This is a genomic window from Devosia polycyclovorans (assembly GCF_042181575.1).
GTDB lineage: Bacteria > Pseudomonadota > Alphaproteobacteria > Rhizobiales > Devosiaceae > Devosia > Devosia polycyclovorans.
This window is the reverse complement of sequence record NZ_CP170082.1, coordinates 1273142-1292740: the sequence shown is the minus strand read 5'-3', so window position 1 is coordinate 1292740 and position 19599 is coordinate 1273142. Positions and strand designations below refer to the sequence as shown.

General features: G+C 61.2%; 19 protein-coding genes and 1 riboswitch. Of the genes, 3 read left to right on the top strand and 16 right to left on the bottom strand.

Going from position 1 to position 19599, the window contains the following annotated elements; translation table 11 throughout:
• Window positions 1-5 precede the first annotated feature (5 nt).
• Window positions 6-677 carry a class I SAM-dependent methyltransferase gene (locus ACE4RL_RS06590; protein WP_375599710.1) on the top strand — a complete coding sequence of 224 codons (672 nt, stop codon included), beginning with the start codon at window positions 6-8 and terminating at the stop codon, window positions 675-677.
• A 141-nt stretch (window positions 678-818) separates the two neighbouring features.
• Here the strand turns inward: ACE4RL_RS06590 and ACE4RL_RS06585 are convergent, their stop codons facing one another.
• The 4 genes from ACE4RL_RS06585 to ACE4RL_RS06570 form a co-directional block, all read right to left on the bottom strand.
• Window positions 819-2339 (bottom strand): tripartite tricarboxylate transporter permease, encoded by a 1521-nt coding sequence (locus ACE4RL_RS06585; RefSeq protein ID WP_375599709.1) that lies wholly within the window; start codon window positions 2337-2339, stop codon window positions 819-821.
• 2 nt (window positions 2340-2341) lie between these two features.
• A complete protein-coding gene (locus tag ACE4RL_RS06580) occupies window positions 2342-2812 on the bottom strand; it encodes a tripartite tricarboxylate transporter TctB family protein (RefSeq protein ID WP_375599708.1) in 471 nt (156 codons plus the stop codon).
• Window positions 2813-2882: 70 nt separating this feature from the next.
• The gene (locus ACE4RL_RS06575; RefSeq protein WP_375599707.1) at window positions 2883-3878 is read right to left on the bottom strand and encodes a tripartite tricarboxylate transporter substrate binding protein; all 996 of its coding nucleotides are present in this window, start codon (window positions 3876-3878) and stop codon (window positions 2883-2885) included.
• Window positions 3879-3918: 40 nt separating this feature from the next.
• Window positions 3919-4854 carry a dihydrodipicolinate synthase family protein gene (locus ACE4RL_RS06570; RefSeq protein WP_375599706.1) on the bottom strand — a complete coding sequence of 312 codons (936 nt, stop codon included), beginning with the start codon at window positions 4852-4854 and terminating at the stop codon, window positions 3919-3921.
• 110 nt (window positions 4855-4964) lie between these two features.
• Between ACE4RL_RS06570 and ACE4RL_RS06565 the strand changes: the two genes are divergently transcribed.
• On the top strand, window positions 4965-5960 hold the full coding sequence (locus ACE4RL_RS06565) for a Gfo/Idh/MocA family protein (protein WP_375599705.1): 996 nt from the start codon (window positions 4965-4967) through the stop codon (window positions 5958-5960).
• Between the two features lie 24 nt (window positions 5961-5984).
• Window positions 5985-6686, top strand: coding sequence for a FadR/GntR family transcriptional regulator (locus ACE4RL_RS06560; RefSeq protein ID WP_375599704.1), 702 nt, complete (start codon window positions 5985-5987; stop codon window positions 6684-6686).
• 346 nt (window positions 6687-7032) lie between these two features.
• Here ACE4RL_RS06560 and ACE4RL_RS06555 read toward each other — a convergent pair whose 3' ends face one another.
• From ACE4RL_RS06555 to ACE4RL_RS06500, 12 genes are all read right to left on the bottom strand, one after another.
• Complete coding sequence (locus ACE4RL_RS06555; protein WP_375599703.1) at window positions 7033-8037, bottom strand: ABC transporter substrate-binding protein; 1005 nt, start codon at window positions 8035-8037, stop codon at window positions 7033-7035.
• A 3-nt stretch (window positions 8038-8040) separates the two neighbouring features.
• The gene (locus ACE4RL_RS06550) at window positions 8041-8793 is read right to left on the bottom strand and encodes an ABC transporter ATP-binding protein (protein WP_375599702.1); all 753 of its coding nucleotides are present in this window, start codon (window positions 8791-8793) and stop codon (window positions 8041-8043) included.
• Complete coding sequence (locus tag ACE4RL_RS06545) at window positions 8790-9581, bottom strand: ABC transporter permease (RefSeq protein ID WP_375599701.1); 792 nt, start codon at window positions 9579-9581, stop codon at window positions 8790-8792. Before ACE4RL_RS06545 ends, ACE4RL_RS06550 begins: the two co-directional genes overlap by 4 nt.
• Before the next feature lie 47 nt (window positions 9582-9628).
• On the bottom strand, window positions 9629-10237 hold the full coding sequence (locus ACE4RL_RS06540) for a YkoF family thiamine/hydroxymethylpyrimidine-binding protein (protein WP_375599700.1): 609 nt from the start codon (window positions 10235-10237) through the stop codon (window positions 9629-9631).
• Window positions 10228-10341: riboswitch (TPP riboswitch) on the bottom strand. (Overlaps the previous gene by 10 nt.)
• A gap of 330 nt (window positions 10342-10671) precedes the next feature.
• Window positions 10672-11736 carry a Gfo/Idh/MocA family protein gene (locus ACE4RL_RS06535; protein ID WP_375599699.1) on the bottom strand — a complete coding sequence of 355 codons (1065 nt, stop codon included), beginning with the start codon at window positions 11734-11736 and terminating at the stop codon, window positions 10672-10674.
• A 22-nt stretch (window positions 11737-11758) separates the two neighbouring features.
• Window positions 11759-12682 (bottom strand): ABC transporter permease, encoded by a 924-nt coding sequence (locus ACE4RL_RS06530; RefSeq protein ID WP_375599698.1) that lies wholly within the window; start codon window positions 12680-12682, stop codon window positions 11759-11761.
• A 9-nt stretch (window positions 12683-12691) separates the two neighbouring features.
• Complete coding sequence (locus tag ACE4RL_RS06525; RefSeq protein ID WP_375599697.1) at window positions 12692-13693, bottom strand: ABC transporter permease; 1002 nt, start codon at window positions 13691-13693, stop codon at window positions 12692-12694.
• Window positions 13694-13735: 42 nt separating this feature from the next.
• Window positions 13736-15289: an ABC transporter substrate-binding protein gene (locus ACE4RL_RS06520; RefSeq protein WP_375599696.1), complete on the bottom strand. Its 1554-nt coding sequence runs from the start codon at window positions 15287-15289 to the stop codon at window positions 13736-13738.
• 105 nt (window positions 15290-15394) lie between these two features.
• The gene (locus tag ACE4RL_RS06515) at window positions 15395-16954 is read right to left on the bottom strand and encodes an ABC transporter substrate-binding protein (RefSeq protein WP_375599695.1); all 1560 of its coding nucleotides are present in this window, start codon (window positions 16952-16954) and stop codon (window positions 15395-15397) included.
• On the bottom strand, window positions 16951-18024 hold the full coding sequence (locus ACE4RL_RS06510) for a Gfo/Idh/MocA family protein (protein ID WP_375599694.1): 1074 nt from the start codon (window positions 18022-18024) through the stop codon (window positions 16951-16953). Before ACE4RL_RS06510 ends, ACE4RL_RS06515 begins: the two co-directional genes overlap by 4 nt.
• Window positions 18021-18929, bottom strand: a complete 909-nt coding sequence (locus tag ACE4RL_RS06505) for an NAD-dependent epimerase/dehydratase family protein (RefSeq protein WP_375599693.1) — start codon at window positions 18927-18929, stop codon at window positions 18021-18023. Before ACE4RL_RS06505 ends, ACE4RL_RS06510 begins: the two co-directional genes overlap by 4 nt.
• Window positions 18926-19597 (bottom strand): GntR family transcriptional regulator, encoded by a 672-nt coding sequence (locus ACE4RL_RS06500; protein WP_375599692.1) that lies wholly within the window; start codon window positions 19595-19597, stop codon window positions 18926-18928. Before ACE4RL_RS06500 ends, ACE4RL_RS06505 begins: the two co-directional genes overlap by 4 nt.
• Window positions 19598-19599 lie beyond the last annotated feature (2 nt).

Below are 19599 nucleotides of genomic sequence, written 5' to 3'. Positions count from 1 at the left end.
ACAGAATGACGAACACGTTTGCAGGACATGGCCGGGCCTATCTCGATGGGCCGCCTCGACAGGTTCCCGGCTTTGCGAGCCTGCATCGCATTGTCGAGATGCTGCTGGCCGAGCGGGTGCCGTCAAACGGCCGCGTGCTCGTTGTAGGCGCGGGTGGTGGCTTGGAGCTGAGGGCCCTAGCGGATGCGCAATCTGGATGGACCTTCGATGGAGTAGATCCTTCTGCCGACATGCTCGAGTTGGCAGCGGAGACGATTGGGCCACACGCCAAGCGCGTCCGCCTCCATCACGGCACGATCGCGCATGCGCCCACCGGGCCGTTCGACGGCGCGACGTGCCTGCTGGTCTTCCATTTCATCGACCGGGCGGAGCGGGCACACATCCTTGCCCAGATCCGTCAGCGCCTGAGACCCGGTTCTCCGCTCCTGCTGGTGCACACAAGCTTCCCACAGACCGAGCCTGAGCGCTCGGCATGGATCGCGCGCCATGCCGCCTTCGGCGCGCCACCCGGCTCGGATCCAGCCCTTCTCGCTGCCGCGCGCGACGCGATCGGTACAAGGCTGACCATCCTGTCGCCAGACGAGGACGAAGCCATGTTGGCCGAGGCCGGGTTCGGGCAGGTCAGTCTGTTCTTTGCCGGCCTCAGCTTCAAAGGTTGGGTTTGCTATGCGGAGTGAACCGCCGGCCGGCTGGCGATGCGAGCATACGCCTCACAGCCGCGGTGAGGCAGGTACCTGAGAAGGCCACGGCGGCACCGAACCACGTGATCGGAAGTCAATGCGCCTTCAGGTCTATCGATCAACAGGTGCACATCGCGATCAGCTTTCCGCCTGTTGGGTGCGCGACGCCGTCATGCGCATGACAAAGCGAACGATCACCGTTCCCCAGAGCAGGATCACGAGCACCCCCAGCACTGCAGCGATTGGACGCTCGAAGAAGCCCAGCAGGTCACCGTCTGACTTGATCATCGAGGTGAGAAAATTGCGCTCCACCATGCCGCCGAGCACCAGGCCGAGGATGATGGGCGCCAGGGGGAACCCGTTTTCCTCCAGGAACCAGCCGGCCAAGCCGATGCACAGCATCAGGACGATGCCATAGGGCGAATTGGTGAGGGCGAAAGAGCCGACAATACAGAAGGTCAGGATCAGCGGCATGAGAATGCGGCGCGGAATGGTCAGCACACGGCGGGCCAGTTTGACCGTGCCCCAGCCCAGCGGCACCATGACGATGATGGCCAGGATGAAGAGCATGAACACCGCATAGATGATCTCTGGTGTCTGCAGGAACACCGTCGGGCCAGGATTGATGCCCTTCATGTAGAGGACACCGATGGCAATGGCGGTGACGCTGTCGCCGGGAATACCGAAGACCAAGGCCGGGATCCATGATCCGCCGACTGCCGCGTTGTTTGCCGCCGAAGCATCGACCAGTCCTTCCGGGTGCCCCTTGCCATATTGTTCGGGTGTCTTGGAAAAGCGCTTGGAGAACGCGTAGCTCATCCAGGCGGCAATATCAGCCCCCGCACCCGGCAAGGCGCCGATCATCGTGCCCAGCGTTGAGCTGCGCAGGATGTTCTTGGGATAGCGCATGATCAGCGCACCGAGGCCAGCGAATAGCGGACCCTTGGTCGGCGGCACTTGTGGCAGGGGGGCGGCCGTGTTCATGCGGATGGCGCCGCGCAGGACTTCGCCTATCGCGAAAAGTCCGATCATCGCGGGAACGAACTCGATGCCTGCAAGCAGATCGACACTGCCGAAGGTGAAGCGCGGCGTGCCTGAGGTCGGGTCGAGCCCGACCGTAGCCAGTGACAGCCCGATGAGGAGTGAGATACCTGCCTTGAGTGCATTGTCCGAGGCGATAAAGACCGCGCTGGATAGGCCAAGCACCGCCAGCCAGAAATACTCAAACGAAGTGAATTTCAGCGCGAATTCGGCCAGCACCGGAGCCGCCAGGATGAGCACCAGCACACCGAAGAGCCCGCCAATGGCAGACACCAAGAGGCTGGTGCCCAGGCTCAGATTGAGCTTGCCGGCCAGGGCCAACTTGTGGGCATCTTCAACATAGGCTGCCGATGCTGGGGTGCCTGGCATGCGCAGGAGAGCGCCAGGGATATCGCCGGCGAAAATGGCCATGCCGCTGGCGGTAACGATGGCCGCGATAGCTGGAATGGGGTCCATGAAGAATGTGACCGGCACCAGAAGCGCGGTGGCCATGGTGGCCGTGAGGCCCGGCATGGCGCCCACAAACATGCCGAAGGCGCCGGCGCACAGGATGACAAGCAGCACTTCAGGGTCAAGGACCAGCTGCAGCGCCTGCCACAGAATGTCGGGTGAAACCATGGTCAGAACAGGCTCTCGATGGGCCCGCGCGGCAGTGGCACTTCCAGCGCAACGGCAAACAGGATCCAACACAAGGCCGCGCCCGCGATGGCAAAGGCTATGGATTGACCCAGCGGCACGCGAAACCACACAAACAGTGCCAGAAGCGTGAGGATCGTGACGGGAATAAAGCCGATCAGTCCGGCCAGGAAGATGTGCGCCAGGACCGAGGCCACGACCAGCGCCGCGCTGACCAATCCCGAAGCGGTCTTGAGGGTGGGGTCAATGGTAACGGCAAAGCGACCTTCGGCGCTTTTGAAACCGGAAAAGACCATCAAAAGCCCGCTCAGTGCCAAACCAAGTCCCAGAATGCTGGGAAATAGCGAGGCGCCATAGGGTTGGCCGGGAAAGGCCGGGAACTGGATGGCCATGGCGAACATGACAAGGCCAATGGCCAGAAACAGCGCGCCCATAAGAGAGTCGCTCAATTGCATGCCAGTTCCTCCTCCCGGCAAAAGATTGGGGCGGGCACGATTGCGCCCGCCGCCTGATTGGTCCCGCGCCCTAGCTCGAGGCCAGGCCCGCCGCAGTGAGGGCATCCGACATGATCGCGTCGGTTGTGCTCATCATAGCTGCTTGCGCAGCCGGATCGAGATAGGTGATACCAAAGCCGCGGCTGTTCATGAACTCGACAAATTCGGGGTCTTGGGCGATTTCGGCCAGGGCTGTCGAAATGGCTTCGGCGGCCACGGGGTCCATGTCCTTGGGACCGCAAATGCCGCGCCAGGTCGAGAGCGAGAACTGGCCGCCCGCTTCCTTCACCGTGGGCACATCAGGATGGGACGCAGCGCGGGCATCGGCCATCAAGGCCAGGTTCTTGGCACGGCCGGCATCGACCATGGCCTTGGTTTCGGCCAGCGATACCGTCACCAGGTCAATGCCGCCGGCGATCAGGTCCTGCATGGCGGGCGCCGAGCCTTCCGACGGCACCCAGGTGACGTGGTCCGGCGCCAGGTCCATGGACAGCAGCCAACCGATCAGCGCCAGATGCCAGATACCGCCCTGTCCGGTGCCGGAGGCCTTGAACGTGCCGGGTTCAGACTCGGCAATAGCCTTGGCAAGACTTTCGACATCGCCATAGGGGCTGTCGGATGAAACGGTAATGCCAGGGCTGTCGGCATTCATCAGGCCAAGAGGCGTGTAGTCTGCTGCGGTCAGCTCGGTCAGGCCGATATGGTGCATCATGGTGATTTCAACGGTCACCAGGCCGATGGTATAGCCATCGGGGGCGGCATTGGCGATGGCCGAATGGCCGACAACGCCCGAACCGCCAGTGCGGTTGACCACGTTGAAGCTGCCGCCCAGACGCTTTTCAAGCAGGGCTGCTATCATGCGGCCGGTGGCGTCGGTGCCACCGCCAGCGCCCCAGGGGACGACCACGGTAACCGGACGACTTGGATAGTCAGCGCCCAGGACGCTGCGTGGCGCTACCGAAAGCGCCAATGCGGCGGCGGCCCCGCCAAGAACGGTTCGACGGGTAACGGGTTTATTCAAGCTCATAAGTTCCTCCCATTGAGCAGTTTGAATTCTCAGTCGCGGTTCAGGCTGCGCTTTGCGCCCTGAAAGCATGTTCAGCAGCCACAAGAGCGCGGGCAGCCGTTTCAACCTCTGCCCGCTCGGTTGGCGTGAGGCCGCTGGAAGGCTCCAGGATCGGGCCCATTTGAGCAATGCCGGAAAGGCTCACCGCATCGTGCAGAACGCGAATTTCGTTGATGCGATTGCGCGCGGCTTCCAGCGCCAGCAAAGGCTGAATAAGGCTCTGCGCTTGTTCGGCCCGGCCTTCGCGCAATGCCCCCAGGGCCGCCATGGAGATGGCGGGCGCCAGACACACGCAGCCGGCGGTAAACCCCGCCAGGCTATAATCGCGCATGTGCGCTATGGCCGGCGGTTCACCGAAGCCGGAAATGATCCGCTCGGCACCGATAGCGGCGATAATGGCATCGAGATAGGTGTCCCGACCGCCCTGTGGCCGGGGCACGGCGTATTTGACGCCAAAGACCACACCATCGGCAACAAGCGCGCCCAGGGATTGGGGCAGGATGTAATTGTCGGTCTTGATGTAAACCAGCAACTGAACCCCGCACTCGGCATGGAAGCGCCGCAGCGCTGCCATGGTCCCCTCCTCGGTTCGGGGCGCAATCATCGGCAGCAGCAGGGCGACCGGGAATTTCCGGCTTTTGAGCATTGCAGCCTGATCCACCAGGCGGCCGCCATCCGAGCCGACCGAAGGCAGGAGCCAAGTATCGGCGCCGCAGGACTGTTCGAGCCGGTCCAGCCAGTTGGCATATTGCGAGATAGGCCAGTGATGCGCCAGGGCGTTGCCACCATAGAGCAGGGTTGAGACGCCGCCATTCTCCAGGTGCTGTATCAGGGCAGCATTGCCGGCAACATCGTAGGCCCCATCAGCGCTGCGTGCCAGCGGCGGAACGGCCATGACAGATCTGGACAGGTCAGCCGGTGTGACTTCAGTGCGCATGTAGGGGGCTCCAAACACGTTAGGGCCAGAGCGATAACGGACCTCCCGGCATTCGTCAATAGTTGTTAGATTGGTAAAAATCGGTTAGATGAGCCAGCACCGGAGGAACTATGTCTGTCTTGAAAATTGCCATTGCCGGGGCCGGCGCCATCAGCGAATTCCATTTGCGCGGCTGGCGCTCCCGGTCCGATGTAAAGATTTGTGGGCTGTGTGACCCTGACCAGGCCCGCGCCGAAGCTCGCGCCGAACAGTTTGGGATTGATCGGGTCTTCACCGACGTCGAAGTCATGCTCGAACAGACAAAGCCGGATGCAATCGACATTATTACTCCCGTGGGTACGCATGCCGATCTGGTACGGCTGGCCGCAGGCAAACGCATTCACGTCATGTGCCAGAAGCCGATGACCGCAACCGTCGCTGAGGCAGAGGCCCTGATCGCCGATGTCGGCGAAGCTGTGCGCTTCATGGTGCATGAGAATTATCGCTTCCGCCCGCATTATGCCGAAATGGCGCGCCGGGTAGCGGCTGGCGAGGTAGGAAACGTGCGTCACGCAAGACTGTCCGTGCGCTCGTCATCGCTGTTCGATTATCCGGGCAAGACGCCGTTTCTGCTGGGACGGCAACCCTACCTTGCAGGGTTTGATCGCCTCCTTGTTTTCGAGATCCTGATCCATCACCTCGATGCGTTGCGATCCATTTTCGGAGAAATGGACGTGACGTCCGCCGTGCTCGACCGAGTCAACCCGGACCTGAAGGGGGAGGATGTCGCTCTAGTGACTCTGCGAAGCGCGGCGGGCGCTACCATCGTCATCGATGCCAATGTGTCAGCAATCGGCTATCCACCCTTGCCGACGGACCGGCTGGAAATACTTGGAGACCGGGATACGTTGGTCCTCGATCAGTCTGTGATCCGCAAACTGTCCGTCGAGAAGCCGCTGACCGTGCATGACCTCCAGGCCAATTATCAGGCCTGCTTCACCGGCGCCGTAAATGCCTTTGCCGACGGGCTGATCACGGGCGCGCCCTTCCCGACCGACCGGCTGGACAATCTCAAGACCCTCAAGCTGATGGAGTCGGTTTATCGGGCGGCGGGAATTGCGGTATAGAGGCGTCACTCAAGGATAGTGTCCATGGCCGACGAAAGCCGCACGCGCGAACCCAATCTGGCAGATGGCATCTATGATCGCCTGATGCAGGAGATCATAGACGGGCGCTTCGCCATTGGCGCGAGGCTCCCGGCAGAGCAATCGCTTTCTGCCGACTATAAAGTATCGCGCCCGGTACTGCGGGAGGCGCTGGCGCGACTTCGGGAGGACGGCATTATCGCCACCCGTCAAGGCTCGGGAAATTATGTTTCCCGGCGCCCGGACCGATCCGTCGGCAAGATCGTGCCGCTCAGTTCGCTGTCTGACATTCAGCGCTGCTATGAATTCCGCATCGACTTCGAGCCGCTCTGCGCCAAATGGGCTGCGATCCGGCGCACCGATGAACAACTGCTCCAGCTCGAGCGCGCCATTTCCCGTTTCAACGACACGTTCCGCCAGCACGAAACCGGCACTGACGCTGACCTCGAGATCCATATGATCATCGCCCGGAGCTCTGCCAATCAGTTTCATATCGCGGCCATGGAAACCATGGCCAGCCAGATCGCTTTCGGCATGCATCTTTCGCGCAGCCTGACCTTGCGGGCAACGACGCAAAGGCACGATATCGTTGAAGCAGAGCACCACCGCATTTTCCAGGCCATCGCCGCCAAGGACAGCGAGGCGGCACAGCAAGCCATGCAAGATCATCTGACCGGTGCAATGGAGCGCACGTATTCGGGCAGCTAAGAAACGGGCAGCTTCTCGAGACGTTAGCGTATTGACGGGCAAATTGTGCTGCTGGCAGAGACCGTATTGCGCCAATGCAGCCAACCGGCGGCTTCGCGTTACCTTCAGGCAAGACAGTGTTGGCCTGCAAGCCATCACCCCATCCAGACGATGGTCAGCATAAGCGGACCGGCCGCCCTCGAGGTGCGGCGGAGACGGCGCGGGTGTCTATCATGGAGCGCAGGACAGTCGGTCGTGTGATCCAGGCAGCGGTTCGCAGTTTCGCTTCACTTCGACGACGCTGCCGCGATCGAGATCGCATTGAAAATAGGTCTCGATCGCAGCAACGTCCCTGCCTCAGGAGAGGCTACTCAGTGGCCGCATAGGTATTGGTGTAGTAGGTCGAAAAATCGGGGGCTTTGGAAAGCGGGGTCCCGTTGCCATCCTTAAGCATGCCAGCCTGGAACATGAACGCCCCGATTGCCTCCATCTTGGCCGGATCGAACGTGCCCAGCGCGCCGTCGGCGGTCCGCAGGTAGTTGCCGTCCACCAGCGTCTTTAGCGAAGCGATGATCAGGGCCCGATCAGTCAACACATCGGCATTCGCGGCAATGATGATATCAGCCGCCCTCTCGGGTTGGTCCACGGCAAAAGCATAACCCCGCTTCGTAGCAGCGATGAAGGCAGCCGCCGCGTCCGGATTGGCATCCAGATAGGCCTGGCTGGAGCCGATCAGCGTGGTGTGCTCGTCCGGCACGCCGAAATCGGCATAGCGGAAGGCGCGTTGTGCCACGCCTTCGAGCTCGGCCTTGACGCCTTCCCAGGTATAAACCTCGAGGGTGAAATCGACCGCACCATTGGCCAGGGCCTCGTAGGCCGAGGTGCCCAGGGTAATGGTCTCAAATTCTCCTTTGCCACCGTCATGGCGGATCATGGTGTTGATAAGCGCCGTCTCCCAGTTGCTGCCAAAGCCACCATAGGTCAGGCCATCAAGGTCTGCTGGGCGCTGGATGTCTGTCCGGTCGGCGTTGAACACCACGCGCCCGGTTTCCGTCTGCGTTACCGCGAAGGTGGCAACGAGGTCTGCCCCGGCCGTGCGCTGCGTGTACAGGCTCACCGAACCCATTATCCCGAAATCCGCGACACGGTTGGCCACCAGCGTGCCGGCCGCCGTATCGCTATAGGGCAGGATCGTCACATCCAGACCGGCCTGGGCATAATAGCCCTCGGCCTGGGCCACGAAGAGTCCGATATGATTGGTGTTCGGCGTCCAGTCGAGTGCAATGCTGACGGGTGTGTTCTGTGCAAAGGCGGGCATTGCGGCGAAGCTGGCGGTCATCGCGAAGGCGATGATCTGGCGGCGGTTAAACATGATCTATTGGTCCGGTTGCTGGGAAAGGAGGGTGTCAAGAATTTCAGCCTCGATCCGGCTGGTTTCACTGGAAACCAGGCCGCGGCATGAACGGGGGGTCGGTACGACAAATTCGCGCAGGATTCGGGCGGGACGCGCGGATAGCGCATAGATGCGATCAGACAGGAACACCGCCTCACGGACATCGTGGGTGATCAGCAAGGCGGTCCAGTGGTGCTGCGCCCACATCGTCATCAACCAGCGCTGCATAGCAGTGCGGGTGAGGGCGTCGAGCGCCCCAAACGGTTCGTCGAGCAGCAGCATGGGCCGGTTCTGCACGACGGTGCGCAACAGGGCGGCGCGCTGGCGCATGCCGCCCGAAAGCTGGGATGGGTAATGCTGCTCAAAGCCCGCCAGTCCGAATTCGTCAAAGAGCGGCGCTACCTTTTCCCGCGCTGCGGTTCGACTGGCGCCCTGTACCTCAAGCCCCAGCGTGGCGTTGTCGATGATCCGCCGCCACGGCATCAGGGCGTCGCGCTGTGGCATGAACGCGAAGGGGTTGGCGCCGGCCAATACGTTACCGTCGAAGCGGATTTCGCCGCCATCGCATGCCACCCCGCCGGTCAACAATCGGAACAGGGTGGACTTGCCAGCGCCGGAGGGGCCGAGAATGGACACGAATTCGCCGCGCCCGACCTGTAGCGAGATGCGGTCAAGCACGGCCAGGCCGCCGAAGTCCTTGCAGATATTGTTCAGGTCGAGCCGGATATCACTCATGGCCTGCGATCGCCTTCGTGCTGGAACCATGGCATTGCGACGCGCTGGACCAGCATGGTCGTGCCGAACAGCACCAGTGTGAGCGTCGCGCTGACCAGCACCGCAGCGAGAACCAGATCGGGCCGGAAATTGTTCTTGGCGTTGAGGATATAGATGCCCAGCCCTTTGGCGGCCCCGGCATATTCCGCAAAGATGGCGCCAACCACCGCATAGGTGATCGAGATGCGCAGCCCGGCAAAGAAATACGGCAGGGCCGAAGGCAGCCGGGCCAGGCGAAAAATCTTCGCCCGCGACGCCCCCATCGAGGCAAGCAGCGCCTCGATGTCGCGATCGGTCGCCTCAAATCCCTGCGAAAGTGCGACCAGCATTGGAAAGAACGTGACCAGCGCCACCAGCATGATCTTGGGCGCCAGCCCGAAACCGAACCACAGCACGATCAGCGGCGCAATCGCGACGAGCGGCACCGTCTGGCTGATGACGAAGACAGGCATTAGCGCCCGCCGCAACGGCCGGAAGAAGTCGATGAGGACTGAAAATACGAGGGCTGCGGCCAACGAGCAGGCAAAGCCGAGCAGCGTTGCGCCGAGTGTGGGGATCGCGTTGTCCAGCAGCGCGCCGCGATGTTCCATAACCTGCGCGGCGACCCGCGATGGCGCTGGCAGGGTGGTAGGTGAAATGCCTGAAAAGGCCGCGTAGGTCTCCCAAGCCAGAACAACCGCCCCCACCGAGATCAGGGCAGGGCCGGTGCTGGCGAGCAACCTCAGCGATGGGCGCGGTAGAAGGGGCATGATGAACCTGGGAAGCGCGAAACGGGAAGCGCGAAACGGGAACCGCTTCAGCGGCGCGTCGGGCTGTTCGCGGATACTGTCAGGTCGATCGTCACATGGCCTTCAGGTGGCCCGAAGCGGCAGAGGGCGGCTTCGATGGTCGCAAAGACGGCGCCAGCATCGCCGTCCAGTCTCGTGCAGAAATTCTTGGCGCGGCCGAACACGCCGGATTGTTTAAGAAAATCGATGCAGCCATAGATCTCGTCCATGTGGTCGCCGGTGCCCATCACATAGAGCGAGAATTGTGCGGCAGCCTGCATGTCGGTCACAGGCGCGCTGCCGACCGACTTGAGAGCTGCGGCCTTCCTCTGCTCCAGCGGCTCGCGCGGCCCGCCATATTCAGCGGTCTGGCAGATGGCGTCGTCCGGCTCGCCTGGGCAGCCGCGCGACAGCGTAGCATGGAGCACGCAATGTTCGCCGCTGCTGGAGGCCGCAACGAAGAGATCGCGCATGGCCGGAAACAGCACTTCGGGCGGCCCGACCAGCAGCGTGGAGAGGTCGTCGGTCTCGATCCGCAACCGCTCCCGATAGGGATCGAGTGCACGCAATGCGTCAAGAATGATACCGACAAAATTGCCGGCCATTGGATAAAGGGAAATCTGTGCGCCAGAAAACATCGCCCGCCTCGCTCCGCTGGTATTACCCAGATCAGCTAATAGGGTTTGAGGGCTTGCCGCCCGCGTCTCAGCCCCGGCAATACGGAGCACCCCTGTGGATGGGCGCATATCAATCACATGGCCGGCGTTCGCGCAAGGGGGTCGACCGTGCTCTGGAGACATCAGAGCAAAATGCTATTCGCGCCTTGGTGCTGTCAGGGGGCATGCCAAGGCAGAACGGTCGCCCGCCAGGATCAGTCGTTTCTCGACGGGGATCCGTCGCCGCCTTCGGGACGCTGATCCTTCGTTCCGACGCAAATGGCTGCAGATATTTGTCAGCAAGGTCACCCTGACCTTGCGCGGCGCGGTCGATGGCAAGTCGGCCCAGAATAGCATCGGGATCGGATCGGGGGCGGCACCAGTGAGGATAACGCTTTGGCCGGCATGCGGACAGACTACGGCAGGTCGACCCATCCCCGAGTCTTAGTCGAAGTCTTGACCGCGTCCAGCACCTGCTGGTTCTTGAGGCCATCCTCAAAAGTTGCGCCACGCTGGAGGCCCCGGCCCTCGCGAATGGCCGCGGTCAACTCGCGCAAGGCTCCAACCACCGACACATTCCACACACCCTTGTTGAGGCCCGGCAACGCCGCGTTGGGGTCTTCGACGGAGATATCGGAAAAGCTCTCGCCGGCCTTTGCATGCATCAGGCGCTCGTTATCGTTGTCGAGCACCACCGTGCCCTTGGACCCGAACACCTGTGTCAGGTTGCCGATATTGTTGGCTGCAACGCCGGACATGAAGACTTGAGCCAGCGCCCCGCTTTCCATTTCCATGGTGAAATAGGCAAGATCATCGGCCGTGGCCGTCCAGGCCTCGCCCGTCTTCTTGTCGAGGCGATCCGGAAGCACAGTCAACGCCTGCCCGACAACCGAGCGCACGGGACCGAGCCACCAGCGCAGCATATCGACCTGATGGCTGCCATTGGCGCCGAGGCGACCGCCCCCATGCTCGGCAAGGCTCCACCAATCGCCTTTAGGACGGCTCGCGGGATTGGCCCAGGAAGCACCGATATTGGCGATGTTGACGTGCCGGATATCGCCGAGTTCGCCTGATGCGATGAGCTCGGCGATGCGCGTGCGATTTGGATTGAAGCGCAGTTCGTGGTCGATCATGTGCACGCGCCCGAGGGCCTCGGCCCTGTCGAGCATGGTTTTGACTTCTGTCGCATCCATCGCCGTCGGCTTTTCGCAAAGCACATGGGCGCCGCGGTCGAGGGCGGCCAATGTGATAGGCGCGTGCAGGTCAGTTGGCGTTGCGATCAGCACGAGGTCGCACTGGTGCTTGTCGAGCATCATCTGCCAATCGTCATAGGCCGCGCCGACACCAAATTCGGAGGCGGCCGATTGGGCACTTTCAAGACGGCTCGATGCGATGGCGACGACTTCAGTGTCGTCAACGTGGCGTAGCGCGGGCAGATAGGCAGCGCGGGCAAAACTTGCGCCAACAATTCCGATCTTCATTTTTTTCACTTTCGGGTTTGGGTCAGCCCATGGTCTTGAGGCGCGGATCGAGGAAGTCGCGCAACCAGTCGCCGAGAATATTGAAGGACAGGACGGTGAGAACGATGGCCATGCCGGGGAAAAAGGCGAGCCACCATTTATTCGCCATTAGCTGGTCGCGGCTGTCTGCCAGCATGGCGCCCCAGGTCGGAACATCGGGCGGCACGCCAAGGCCCAAAAAGGACAGTGAAGCTTCCGACAGGATGACCGAGGCGACGTTAAAAGAAGCGATCACTGTCAGCGGCGCGATGATATTGGGCAGGATGGTGCGGAAGATGATGAGCGGTGTCGGATCGCCCAGAGCACGTGCCGCCTCGACATATTCCTTTTCCCGCAAGGACAGCGTTTGGGCCCTGACGATACGGGCATAGGTGACCCATTGGCCAACTCCCAGCACGATGATGATATTGACGACGCCCGGTCCCAGAATGACGAGGAACATGATGGCGAGAAGGATAAAGGGAAAGGCCAGCTGGATATCGCCCAACCGCATGATGATGTCATCGATCCAGCCACCAAAGTAACCGGCAAGCAGGCCTGCGATCACCCCGATGGTTCCGCCGACCATGATGGCACAAATGCCCACCGTGAGGGATATGCGAGCGCCATAGAGGAGCCGAGAAAACACATCGCGCCCGAGACCGTCGGTGCCGAGCAGGAAAAAGGCATTGCGACGTCCCTCGCTGAGCGGATCGGCGAGACGCACCATGATGTCCTGCCGATTGGGATCGAGAGGCGATATCCAGGGGCCGAAGAGCGCGGCCAAGGCGACACAAAAAAGGATCAGTGCCGCAAGGAGCGGCCACTTGGCCTGCACCATGGAGCGGACGGCGCGCCGGAATTCGCGGCGACGATGCGAGAGAGGCCGGCTGACGATCTGGGGCGCCTGGGTCGTTTCGACAGTCATGCTGGCCTCCTAGAGTTTCACGCGGGGGTCGATCTTGGCATAGACAAGGTCGACGATGAGGTTGAGCGCGATGAAGACCAGCGCGAGGGTCACGACGGCAGCTTGCACCACTGGAATGTCGCGCTGATTGATGGCGTTGAAGACCAGTCGGCCAATACCGGGCCAGGAAAACACCATCTCGACCACGACGACGCCGCCGATCAGGAACCCGAATTCAAGGCCGATCATGGTCACAACGGGGAGCCAGGCATTGCGCAGCGCATGGCGGATCACCACGGCGCGCTCGCTGATGCCCTTTGAACGCGCTGTGCGAACGAAATCCTGACCGAGAACTTCGAGCATGGAGGAGCGAACGAGGCGGGCATTGCGGGAAATGGAATAGAAGGCCACCGCAAAGCCGGGCATGATCAGGTAATAGAGCGTCTGCGGCAAATTGGTGAAGGCGCGCAGGAAATCGCCCTGGATCAATGGCATGATAAAAGGAACGTGCCCTGAAATCGGGAGAATTCTGAGTTGGAGGCCAAAGAACATGATCATCATGATCCCGAGCCAAAAACTGGGAATGGATTGCCCCAACATCCCCATGGTCATGATCGAGCCATCGACCGCGCTGCCGCGATTGAGTGAGGCCACCACCCCGAGCGGAATGGCGACGACGATCGCGAGGAACATGGCAAAGAGCGTCAGTTCCAGCGTCGCCGGCAAGGCCTCCATTACCGATTCAATCGCCGGACGCTTGTAAGATAGTGAATTGCCGAAATCGCCCTGAACCAGGTTACCGAGGAAATTCAGGTACTGCTCGGGAAGCGGTTTGTCGAAGCCGAGAGCTTCTCGCGTCCGCTGGATTTCGGCCTCGGTCGCGCGTTCGCTGACGTAGAGATAGGTGGGGTCACCACTCATCTGCAGGGCCGTAAAGGTAATCAGCGTTACCCCGATGATGACGATGACGCTCTGGATGAGGCGTCGAATGATGAATGTCCACATGCGCGGTTGACCGATTTTGGAGAACAAGGGGATGCGCCACTTGGGGCAGCGCATCCGGGGGGTGTCAGGCTACTGCTTGAGCGTTGCAGCAAACAGCTCGATCTCTTCGTCGCGCCGCGGCGTCCACTCGATACGCTCGGAGACGCCATAGAAATCGGGCTGGAAGTAGAGCTGCAGCCAGGGGCCTTCCTCGTAGAAGAGCTGGAGCATGCGGTTGATGACCGGACGCGCTTCTTCCACCGTGTCGGCCTCGAGCGCGAGCTTCCAATCATCGAACCAGCGCGGATCCGTCCAGCTCTGATAGTTGGTGGGCGCGTCTGGCGTCGAGAACAGGCTCATGTCGTAGAGCGGGTTCCAGGTCACGCCACCCTGCCCGAGGAAAAATAGCGGGCCCATCTCCTTGGTCCGCAGCAGCGGCGAATAGACCGAGGCCCATTCGAGCAGCTCGACTTCGGTTTCAACGCCGACATCGGTCAGGTACTGGCCGATGGCCTGGACGACATTTGCGTCGTTGAGGTAGCGGCCGCGCGGTCCCTGGAGGCGGATGCTGAAGCGCACGCCGTTTTCGCCGCGCGGGTAGCCAGCTTCGTCGAGAAGCTGTTCGGCCATATCCGGGTCATAGGGAACCGGCTTGAGGTCCGGATTGTCGTTAGGCGGATTGACGAGGCTCGTCATGCGCGTGCACTCGGTGCCCAGCAGTTGCGAACAGATGCTCGGGACGTCGACGGCATATTGAAGCGCCCAGCGCACCTTGGGGTCCTGGATCTCGGCGGCACCTGGCATGCCGGCAACGCCCTCGCCAAGGTTGAAACCAATCTGCATGCGGCGGGTGCCGCTGACCTTGGCGACGGTCGCCGAGCCTGAGGCGTCGATCGCGGACACCTGGTCAGGTGCGACATTGGTGATGATGTCGACATTGCCCGCAATCAGTTCGGCCGTGCGGGTCGATGCCTCGGGGATGATGCGCCAGATAATTGTATCGAACGTGCCGGGCTCCTTGACCTTTTCAAGCACGATCTGTGAGCCGCGATCCCAGGAGGCCAAACGATAGGAACCCGAGCCGATGGGATTGGCGGCAGCCTCTTCAAGGCTCATCTTCTCGTAGCTGTCTTTGCAGTGGATAAAGACCTGCGCCATCATGCCGAGCGCCAAGGTGGTCTTGGCGCTGAGGTTGATCTGCACATTGAGATCGTCCACGACCTCGGCGGACTTGAAGCCGAGCGTCGTATAGACAAAGCCCGGCGTGTTGCCGGTAAAGGCATTGGTAGGGTCAGAGGCGCGATTGAACGAATAGGCGACGTCTTCGGCGGTCAGCGCTTCGCCATCGTCGCAGGTCAGGCCATCCTTGATCTTGAACGTATAGGCAAGCCCATCCTCGCTCACCGTCGTGTCTTCGACAAGATAGGGCTCCACCTCTCCCGCGAAGTTGACCTTGAACAACGTTGCGAAGATGTGTTTGGCGATATTGGAATTGTCGCGGCTCGAAATCTGCGCGGGATCAAAGGTCGAGGCATCGGCACTGAGACCAACGACAACGGTGTCGTCGGGCGGAGCGGCCAGTGCGGTAGTCGATAGTGCGGCCCCCAGAGCCGCGGCAAGCGCGAAGTGATATAGAGTTTTCATGGTCGTTCCCTCATTGACCTCCCGAAAGAATTTCTCCTGCCGGCTTGTAGCCGCCGGCTTGATCCGGCACGCAGGGCCCCTCGTGATCCTGCGTGCCGGACATCGTCACTGCGCGAGTGTGGTGTCGAACAGGTAGACCTTCTCGTCGCGGCGCGGCTCAAAGGCTACGCGGTTGCTGACGCCGTAGAAGTCGGGCTGGAAGTAGAGCATCAACCACGGCGGATCGTTGTAGAAGACCTCGAGCATGCGATCGATGACGGCACGACGCTCTTCTTCAGTGGTCGCGGCGGCGATTTCAGCCCAGCCGGAGAACCAGTCCGGGTTCTGCCACTCGGTGTAGTTGGTGCCCGCATCCACGGCCGAAAGGTCGGCCATGTCGTAGAGCGCACTCCAGGTGCCGCCACCCGAGCCAAGGAAGAACATCGGGCCCATGTCGTGCTTGGACAGCATCGGCACGTAGACCGAGGCCCATTCCATCAGTTCGACGTTGGTCTTGACGCCGATATCATCGAGATACTGGCCGATGGCGAGGGCCACGTTGGCATCGTTGAGATACCGGCCGCGCGGGGCCTGGAACGTAATCTCGAAGCGGGTTCCATCTTCGCCACGCGGATAACCGGCAGCGTCGAGCAATTCTTCGGCCTTGTCCGGGTCATAGGGATAAGGCTCGAGCGAGGCATTGGCGTTCGGCGGATTGACGAGGCCCGTCGCACGGGTGCACGCGAAGTTCAGGAGCTGCGAGCAGATGGCTTCAACGTCGACCGCATACTGCAGGGCGACGCGGACGTCAGTTTCCTGGATGGCTGCGCCACCTTCTGAGCCCGTCGCGAAGTCTTCGCGCATGTTGAAGCCGACATAGATGCGGCGTGTCCCCTGGACGCTCTTGACCTCGGCAGTGCCCGAATTGTTGACGGCGTCCAGCTGGTCAGGGGCGACATTGGTGATGATGTCGACGTTGCCCGCAATGAGTTCGGCCGAACGGGTCGAGGCTTCGGGAATGATACGCCAGACGATGGTCTCGAAATTGCCGGGGTCCTTGATCTTTTCAAGGACAACCTGCGAACCGCGATCCCACGAGGCAAGGCGATAGGAGCCCGACGCAACGGGGTTGGCCGCTGCATCTTCAAGGCTCATCGTCTCGTAGCTATCCTTGCAGTGGATGAACACTTCTGCGATGAGGCCGAACGATACCGGGTTTTTCTTGGTGAGGTTGATCTTCACCTCGTTTTCGCTGATTGCTTCCGCGCCGTCGAAACCGATGGAAGAGTAGACAAAGCCGGGCGTATTTCCGGTGAACGCATTCTCCGGATCGCCTGCACGGTTGAAGGAGTAGGCGACGTCTTCAGCGGTGAGCGCTTCACCGTCTTCGCAACTGAGGTCAGGCTTGAGCGTATAGGTGTAGCTCAGTCCGTCCTCGGCCTCGACATAGGACTCGGCCATCTGCGGCACGATATCGCCCTCAGGGGTGATTTCGTACAAAGTGCCGAAAATATGCTTGGCGATGTTGGAATTGTCGCGACTGCTGATGGCGGCAGGATCGAACGTCGAGGCATCCGCGGAAATGCCGACGACCAGGGTATCTGCAGGCGGGGCGGCATAGGCAGAGGCGAGCGGCAAGATAAATGCCGCCGTGCCTGCCATGAGAAGGTGTCTCACGGTCATCATAGGGTCGTCCTTTGCTGGAGTGCAGAGTGGTGGGTGTGGCCGATCTCTCGCTTCACATCTGTATCGAGATCAGCTGGGTTAATCGCTTGGCCCTGTTTCGAAGAGAGAATGCAGGCTTGAACCATGCGAAGCGAATTGAGGTGGTCGCGCCCGGTGCACGGCAACGGATCCGTGCCACGCATGGCCGCGACAAAGGCAGCGAGCAGCGCCGTGGCGTCGCTGATCCATTGTTCGTACGGGGGCAGAACGACAGGGGTGAGCTGCGTGTCGGCATGAAGGGCGTAGTTCAGTTCGCCGAACTGGTCGTTCTGAACGACGACCCCTTTTGCGCACTCGCTTCGCCATTCAAAGCCGGGCTTTTGCCAGTTCGATTGCCAGAGGCCCTGGTAGTTGACCTCGACGCCATTGGCGAAACGGATGAGTGCCGAGACATTGGCGTCGTCGCGGTACATTGACCAACTGGGATTGAACGTTGAGCCGAACACGGAAACCGGCTCCGAGCGATAGACGTAGCGCATCAAATCGAAGTGGTGGATCGATTGTTCCCAGAGCATGGGCTGATCCATGGTCAGGGGATATTTGTTGAAGTTCGGCCTCCAGCCGTCGCGCCAGCGCTCATAGGTGAAGCGGCCGAATTCCGGCGCGCCAACCGTCTCATCGAAGAGGCGCAGCGTTTCCTGGGTGACGGACAGGAAGCGAAAATTGAGGCCCACGGCAAGAGGGACGCCAGCGTCTTCGGCCATTTCGACATAGCGGGCGGCAAGGTCGACACTGTCGGCCAGGGGCTTTTCAGCGAGAATGGCGATGCCTGCCTTGCACGCCAGCTCCATCTGCCGCTCGCGGCCGCCAGGCGGGGTGGCGAGCAGGACGAAATCAGCCTCGAGTGTCGTGATGAGATTGAGATCGGCGCTGGCTGTTGCTTCAGGCCACTGGGCCAGGGCGCGGGCCCGTGCATCTCCAGACGGATCAATCAGGCCGACGATGACGCAGTCCGGGTTCTCGCGAATGACGCGCATCCAGAACTGGGCACGCGCGCCAAGACCGACCAGGATGATGCGGAGCGGTGTCATATTCTGGCCTCCGCCGACAGAATGCGGGCAAGACCAGTGGGGATAGTGGTCCACTCGAAGAGCGCCGAGAGGTCGAGGCGATCGCTGCCCATGGGGAAGAGTTCGATGCGCGTGGTGTCGCCGATGACGATCTGCGCCTCAGGGACAAGATCGCAGATCATTCGTGCGAGATCGATATTGGCCACCGCCTCGCCCGACGTCAGATGAAAGACGCCGCGTGCCTGTGGCTTCTTCTTTAAAAGAGCGTCGAGCGCAAAGGGCAGGTCCGGGGCGAAGGTCCAGTCCCGCCGTTCCGCGGGCATGTCGACGACCATCGCTTCGTGCGAGATAGCCATGTTGAGCCAACGCCGGACTGACGAAACCACGGCGCGCGTGTCGCGTGGGTGCTCATGAGGACCATAGATCGGGCCCAGTCGAACGGAGATGGCACGCAGTTCCCTAATCGCATCGGCGGACTTCTCGCCGGCCCTCTTTGCCTCGGCATAAGGCAGACGGGCGGTCGCAGAGGTGCTTTCGAGATGAATGCCCTCGCCATCCTCGGCACTGAAAACGCCGGACGAGGAAACGAAAACGAAGTCTTTCGCACCGCAGGCAATGGCGTGGCGGAGAACCTCATCCGTCAGGGCGAGATTGGCAGCGAGATGCGCGCCGTCAGGAAGCATGGTGCCATCTGGCGGTGTGGTGATCGCTGCGCCATGAATAACGAGATCTGCGTGGGGAAGCTCAGGACCGTCTGAGCGCAGAAGATCGGTCTCGATAAAGGCAATGCCATCGAGGCGTCTGCGCGTCTTCTGGTCAAATAGACGATCGACCCCGAACACCTCATCGCCAAGGGCCCGAAATCCTTCTGCCAGATGCGAGCCGACAAAGCCCCCCGCGCCAGTGATCAGCACGCGCCTTGTCATGGTGTGATCCCCAGCTCTTCTGGAGCAATCTGGGAAGCAGAACGGGTGTGGTCCGAAATCAAGGATATGGCGCGGATCATGTCGCGATTTTCGATAGCCTCGATAATTGGCGGATGATTTTCCGCCACTGCCCGCAGGTCGCGATTGGCGCTGTTGCGCAGGGCCATGATCTGGCGGATGCGCATATAGAGATTGTCCCAGAAGCCAAGCATCAGCTCATGATCGGCAAGGCGGATCAGGGCGCGATGGAAGGCTTCATCGGCAGTATTCAGGGCTGCGAGATCGCCGCTCTCTGCGGCTTCAAACATCGCATCCGAGTGACGGTGCAACTCGGAAACATCGACCCGCCGCTCCACAATCCGGCGAATGGCAAAGGCCTCAAACTGTTCACGAAGGCTATAGAGCTCCTCGACTTCCTTGGGCGTCAGCGGTTTGACCCGCTTGCCCTTATAGGGCTCGCTTTCAATCAGACCGTCCGCCTCAAGAATCTGGATCGCTTCGCGCACAGGCGCACGAGACACCCGCAACTGCTCGGCCAACGCCATTTCGACGACGGGTGTGCCAGGCTTCATCGTGCCATTGAGAATGGCCTGGCGGATGATGTCGGCGACAGACACTCGAAGCGGTACGTTCTCAATGCGGGTGATGTCGGCGTGTGCATCTGCCATGA

Excerpts from the sequence above, each read along its gene's own strand:
- ACE4RL_RS06590 (WP_375599710.1), top strand. The coding sequence starts at position 6 with ATGACGAACACGTTTGCAGGACATGGCCGGGCCTATCTCGATGGGCCG.
- ACE4RL_RS06565 (WP_375599705.1), top strand. The coding sequence starts at position 4,965 with ATGTCTGTCTTGAAAATTGCCATTGCCGGGGCCGGCGCCATCAGCGAA.
- ACE4RL_RS06555 (WP_375599703.1), bottom strand. The coding sequence starts at position 8,037 with ATGTTTAACCGCCGCCAGATCATCGCCTTCGCGATGACCGCCAGCTTC.
- ACE4RL_RS06545 (WP_375599701.1), bottom strand. The coding sequence starts at position 9,581 with ATGCCCCTTCTACCGCGCCCATCGCTGAGGTTGCTCGCCAGCACCGGC.
- ACE4RL_RS06535 (WP_375599699.1), bottom strand. The coding sequence starts at position 11,736 with ATGAAGATCGGAATTGTTGGCGCAAGTTTTGCCCGCGCTGCCTATCTG.
- ACE4RL_RS06530 (WP_375599698.1), bottom strand. The coding sequence starts at position 12,682 with ATGACTGTCGAAACGACCCAGGCGCCCCAGATCGTCAGCCGGCCTCTC.
- ACE4RL_RS06585 (WP_375599709.1), bottom strand. The coding sequence starts at position 2,339 with ATGGTTTCACCCGACATTCTGTGGCAGGCGCTGCAGCTGGTCCTTGAC.
- ACE4RL_RS06575 (WP_375599707.1), bottom strand. The coding sequence starts at position 3,878 with ATGAGCTTGAATAAACCCGTTACCCGTCGAACCGTTCTTGGCGGGGCC.
- ACE4RL_RS06550 (WP_375599702.1), bottom strand. The coding sequence starts at position 8,793 with ATGAGTGATATCCGGCTCGACCTGAACAATATCTGCAAGGACTTCGGC.
- ACE4RL_RS06500 (WP_375599692.1), bottom strand. The coding sequence starts at position 19,597 with ATGGCAGATGCACACGCCGACATCACCCGCATTGAGAACGTACCGCTT.
- ACE4RL_RS06560 (WP_375599704.1), top strand. The coding sequence starts at position 5,985 with ATGGCCGACGAAAGCCGCACGCGCGAACCCAATCTGGCAGATGGCATC.
- ACE4RL_RS06540 (WP_375599700.1), bottom strand. The coding sequence starts at position 10,237 with ATGTTTTCTGGCGCACAGATTTCCCTTTATCCAATGGCCGGCAATTTT.
- ACE4RL_RS06570 (WP_375599706.1), bottom strand. The coding sequence starts at position 4,854 with ATGCGCACTGAAGTCACACCGGCTGACCTGTCCAGATCTGTCATGGCC.
- ACE4RL_RS06515 (WP_375599695.1), bottom strand. The coding sequence starts at position 16,954 with ATGATGACCGTGAGACACCTTCTCATGGCAGGCACGGCGGCATTTATC.
- ACE4RL_RS06510 (WP_375599694.1), bottom strand. The coding sequence starts at position 18,024 with ATGACACCGCTCCGCATCATCCTGGTCGGTCTTGGCGCGCGTGCCCAG.
- ACE4RL_RS06520 (WP_375599696.1), bottom strand. The coding sequence starts at position 15,289 with ATGAAAACTCTATATCACTTCGCGCTTGCCGCGGCTCTGGGGGCCGCA.
- ACE4RL_RS06505 (WP_375599693.1), bottom strand. The coding sequence starts at position 18,929 with ATGACAAGGCGCGTGCTGATCACTGGCGCGGGGGGCTTTGTCGGCTCG.
- ACE4RL_RS06580 (WP_375599708.1), bottom strand. The coding sequence starts at position 2,812 with ATGCAATTGAGCGACTCTCTTATGGGCGCGCTGTTTCTGGCCATTGGC.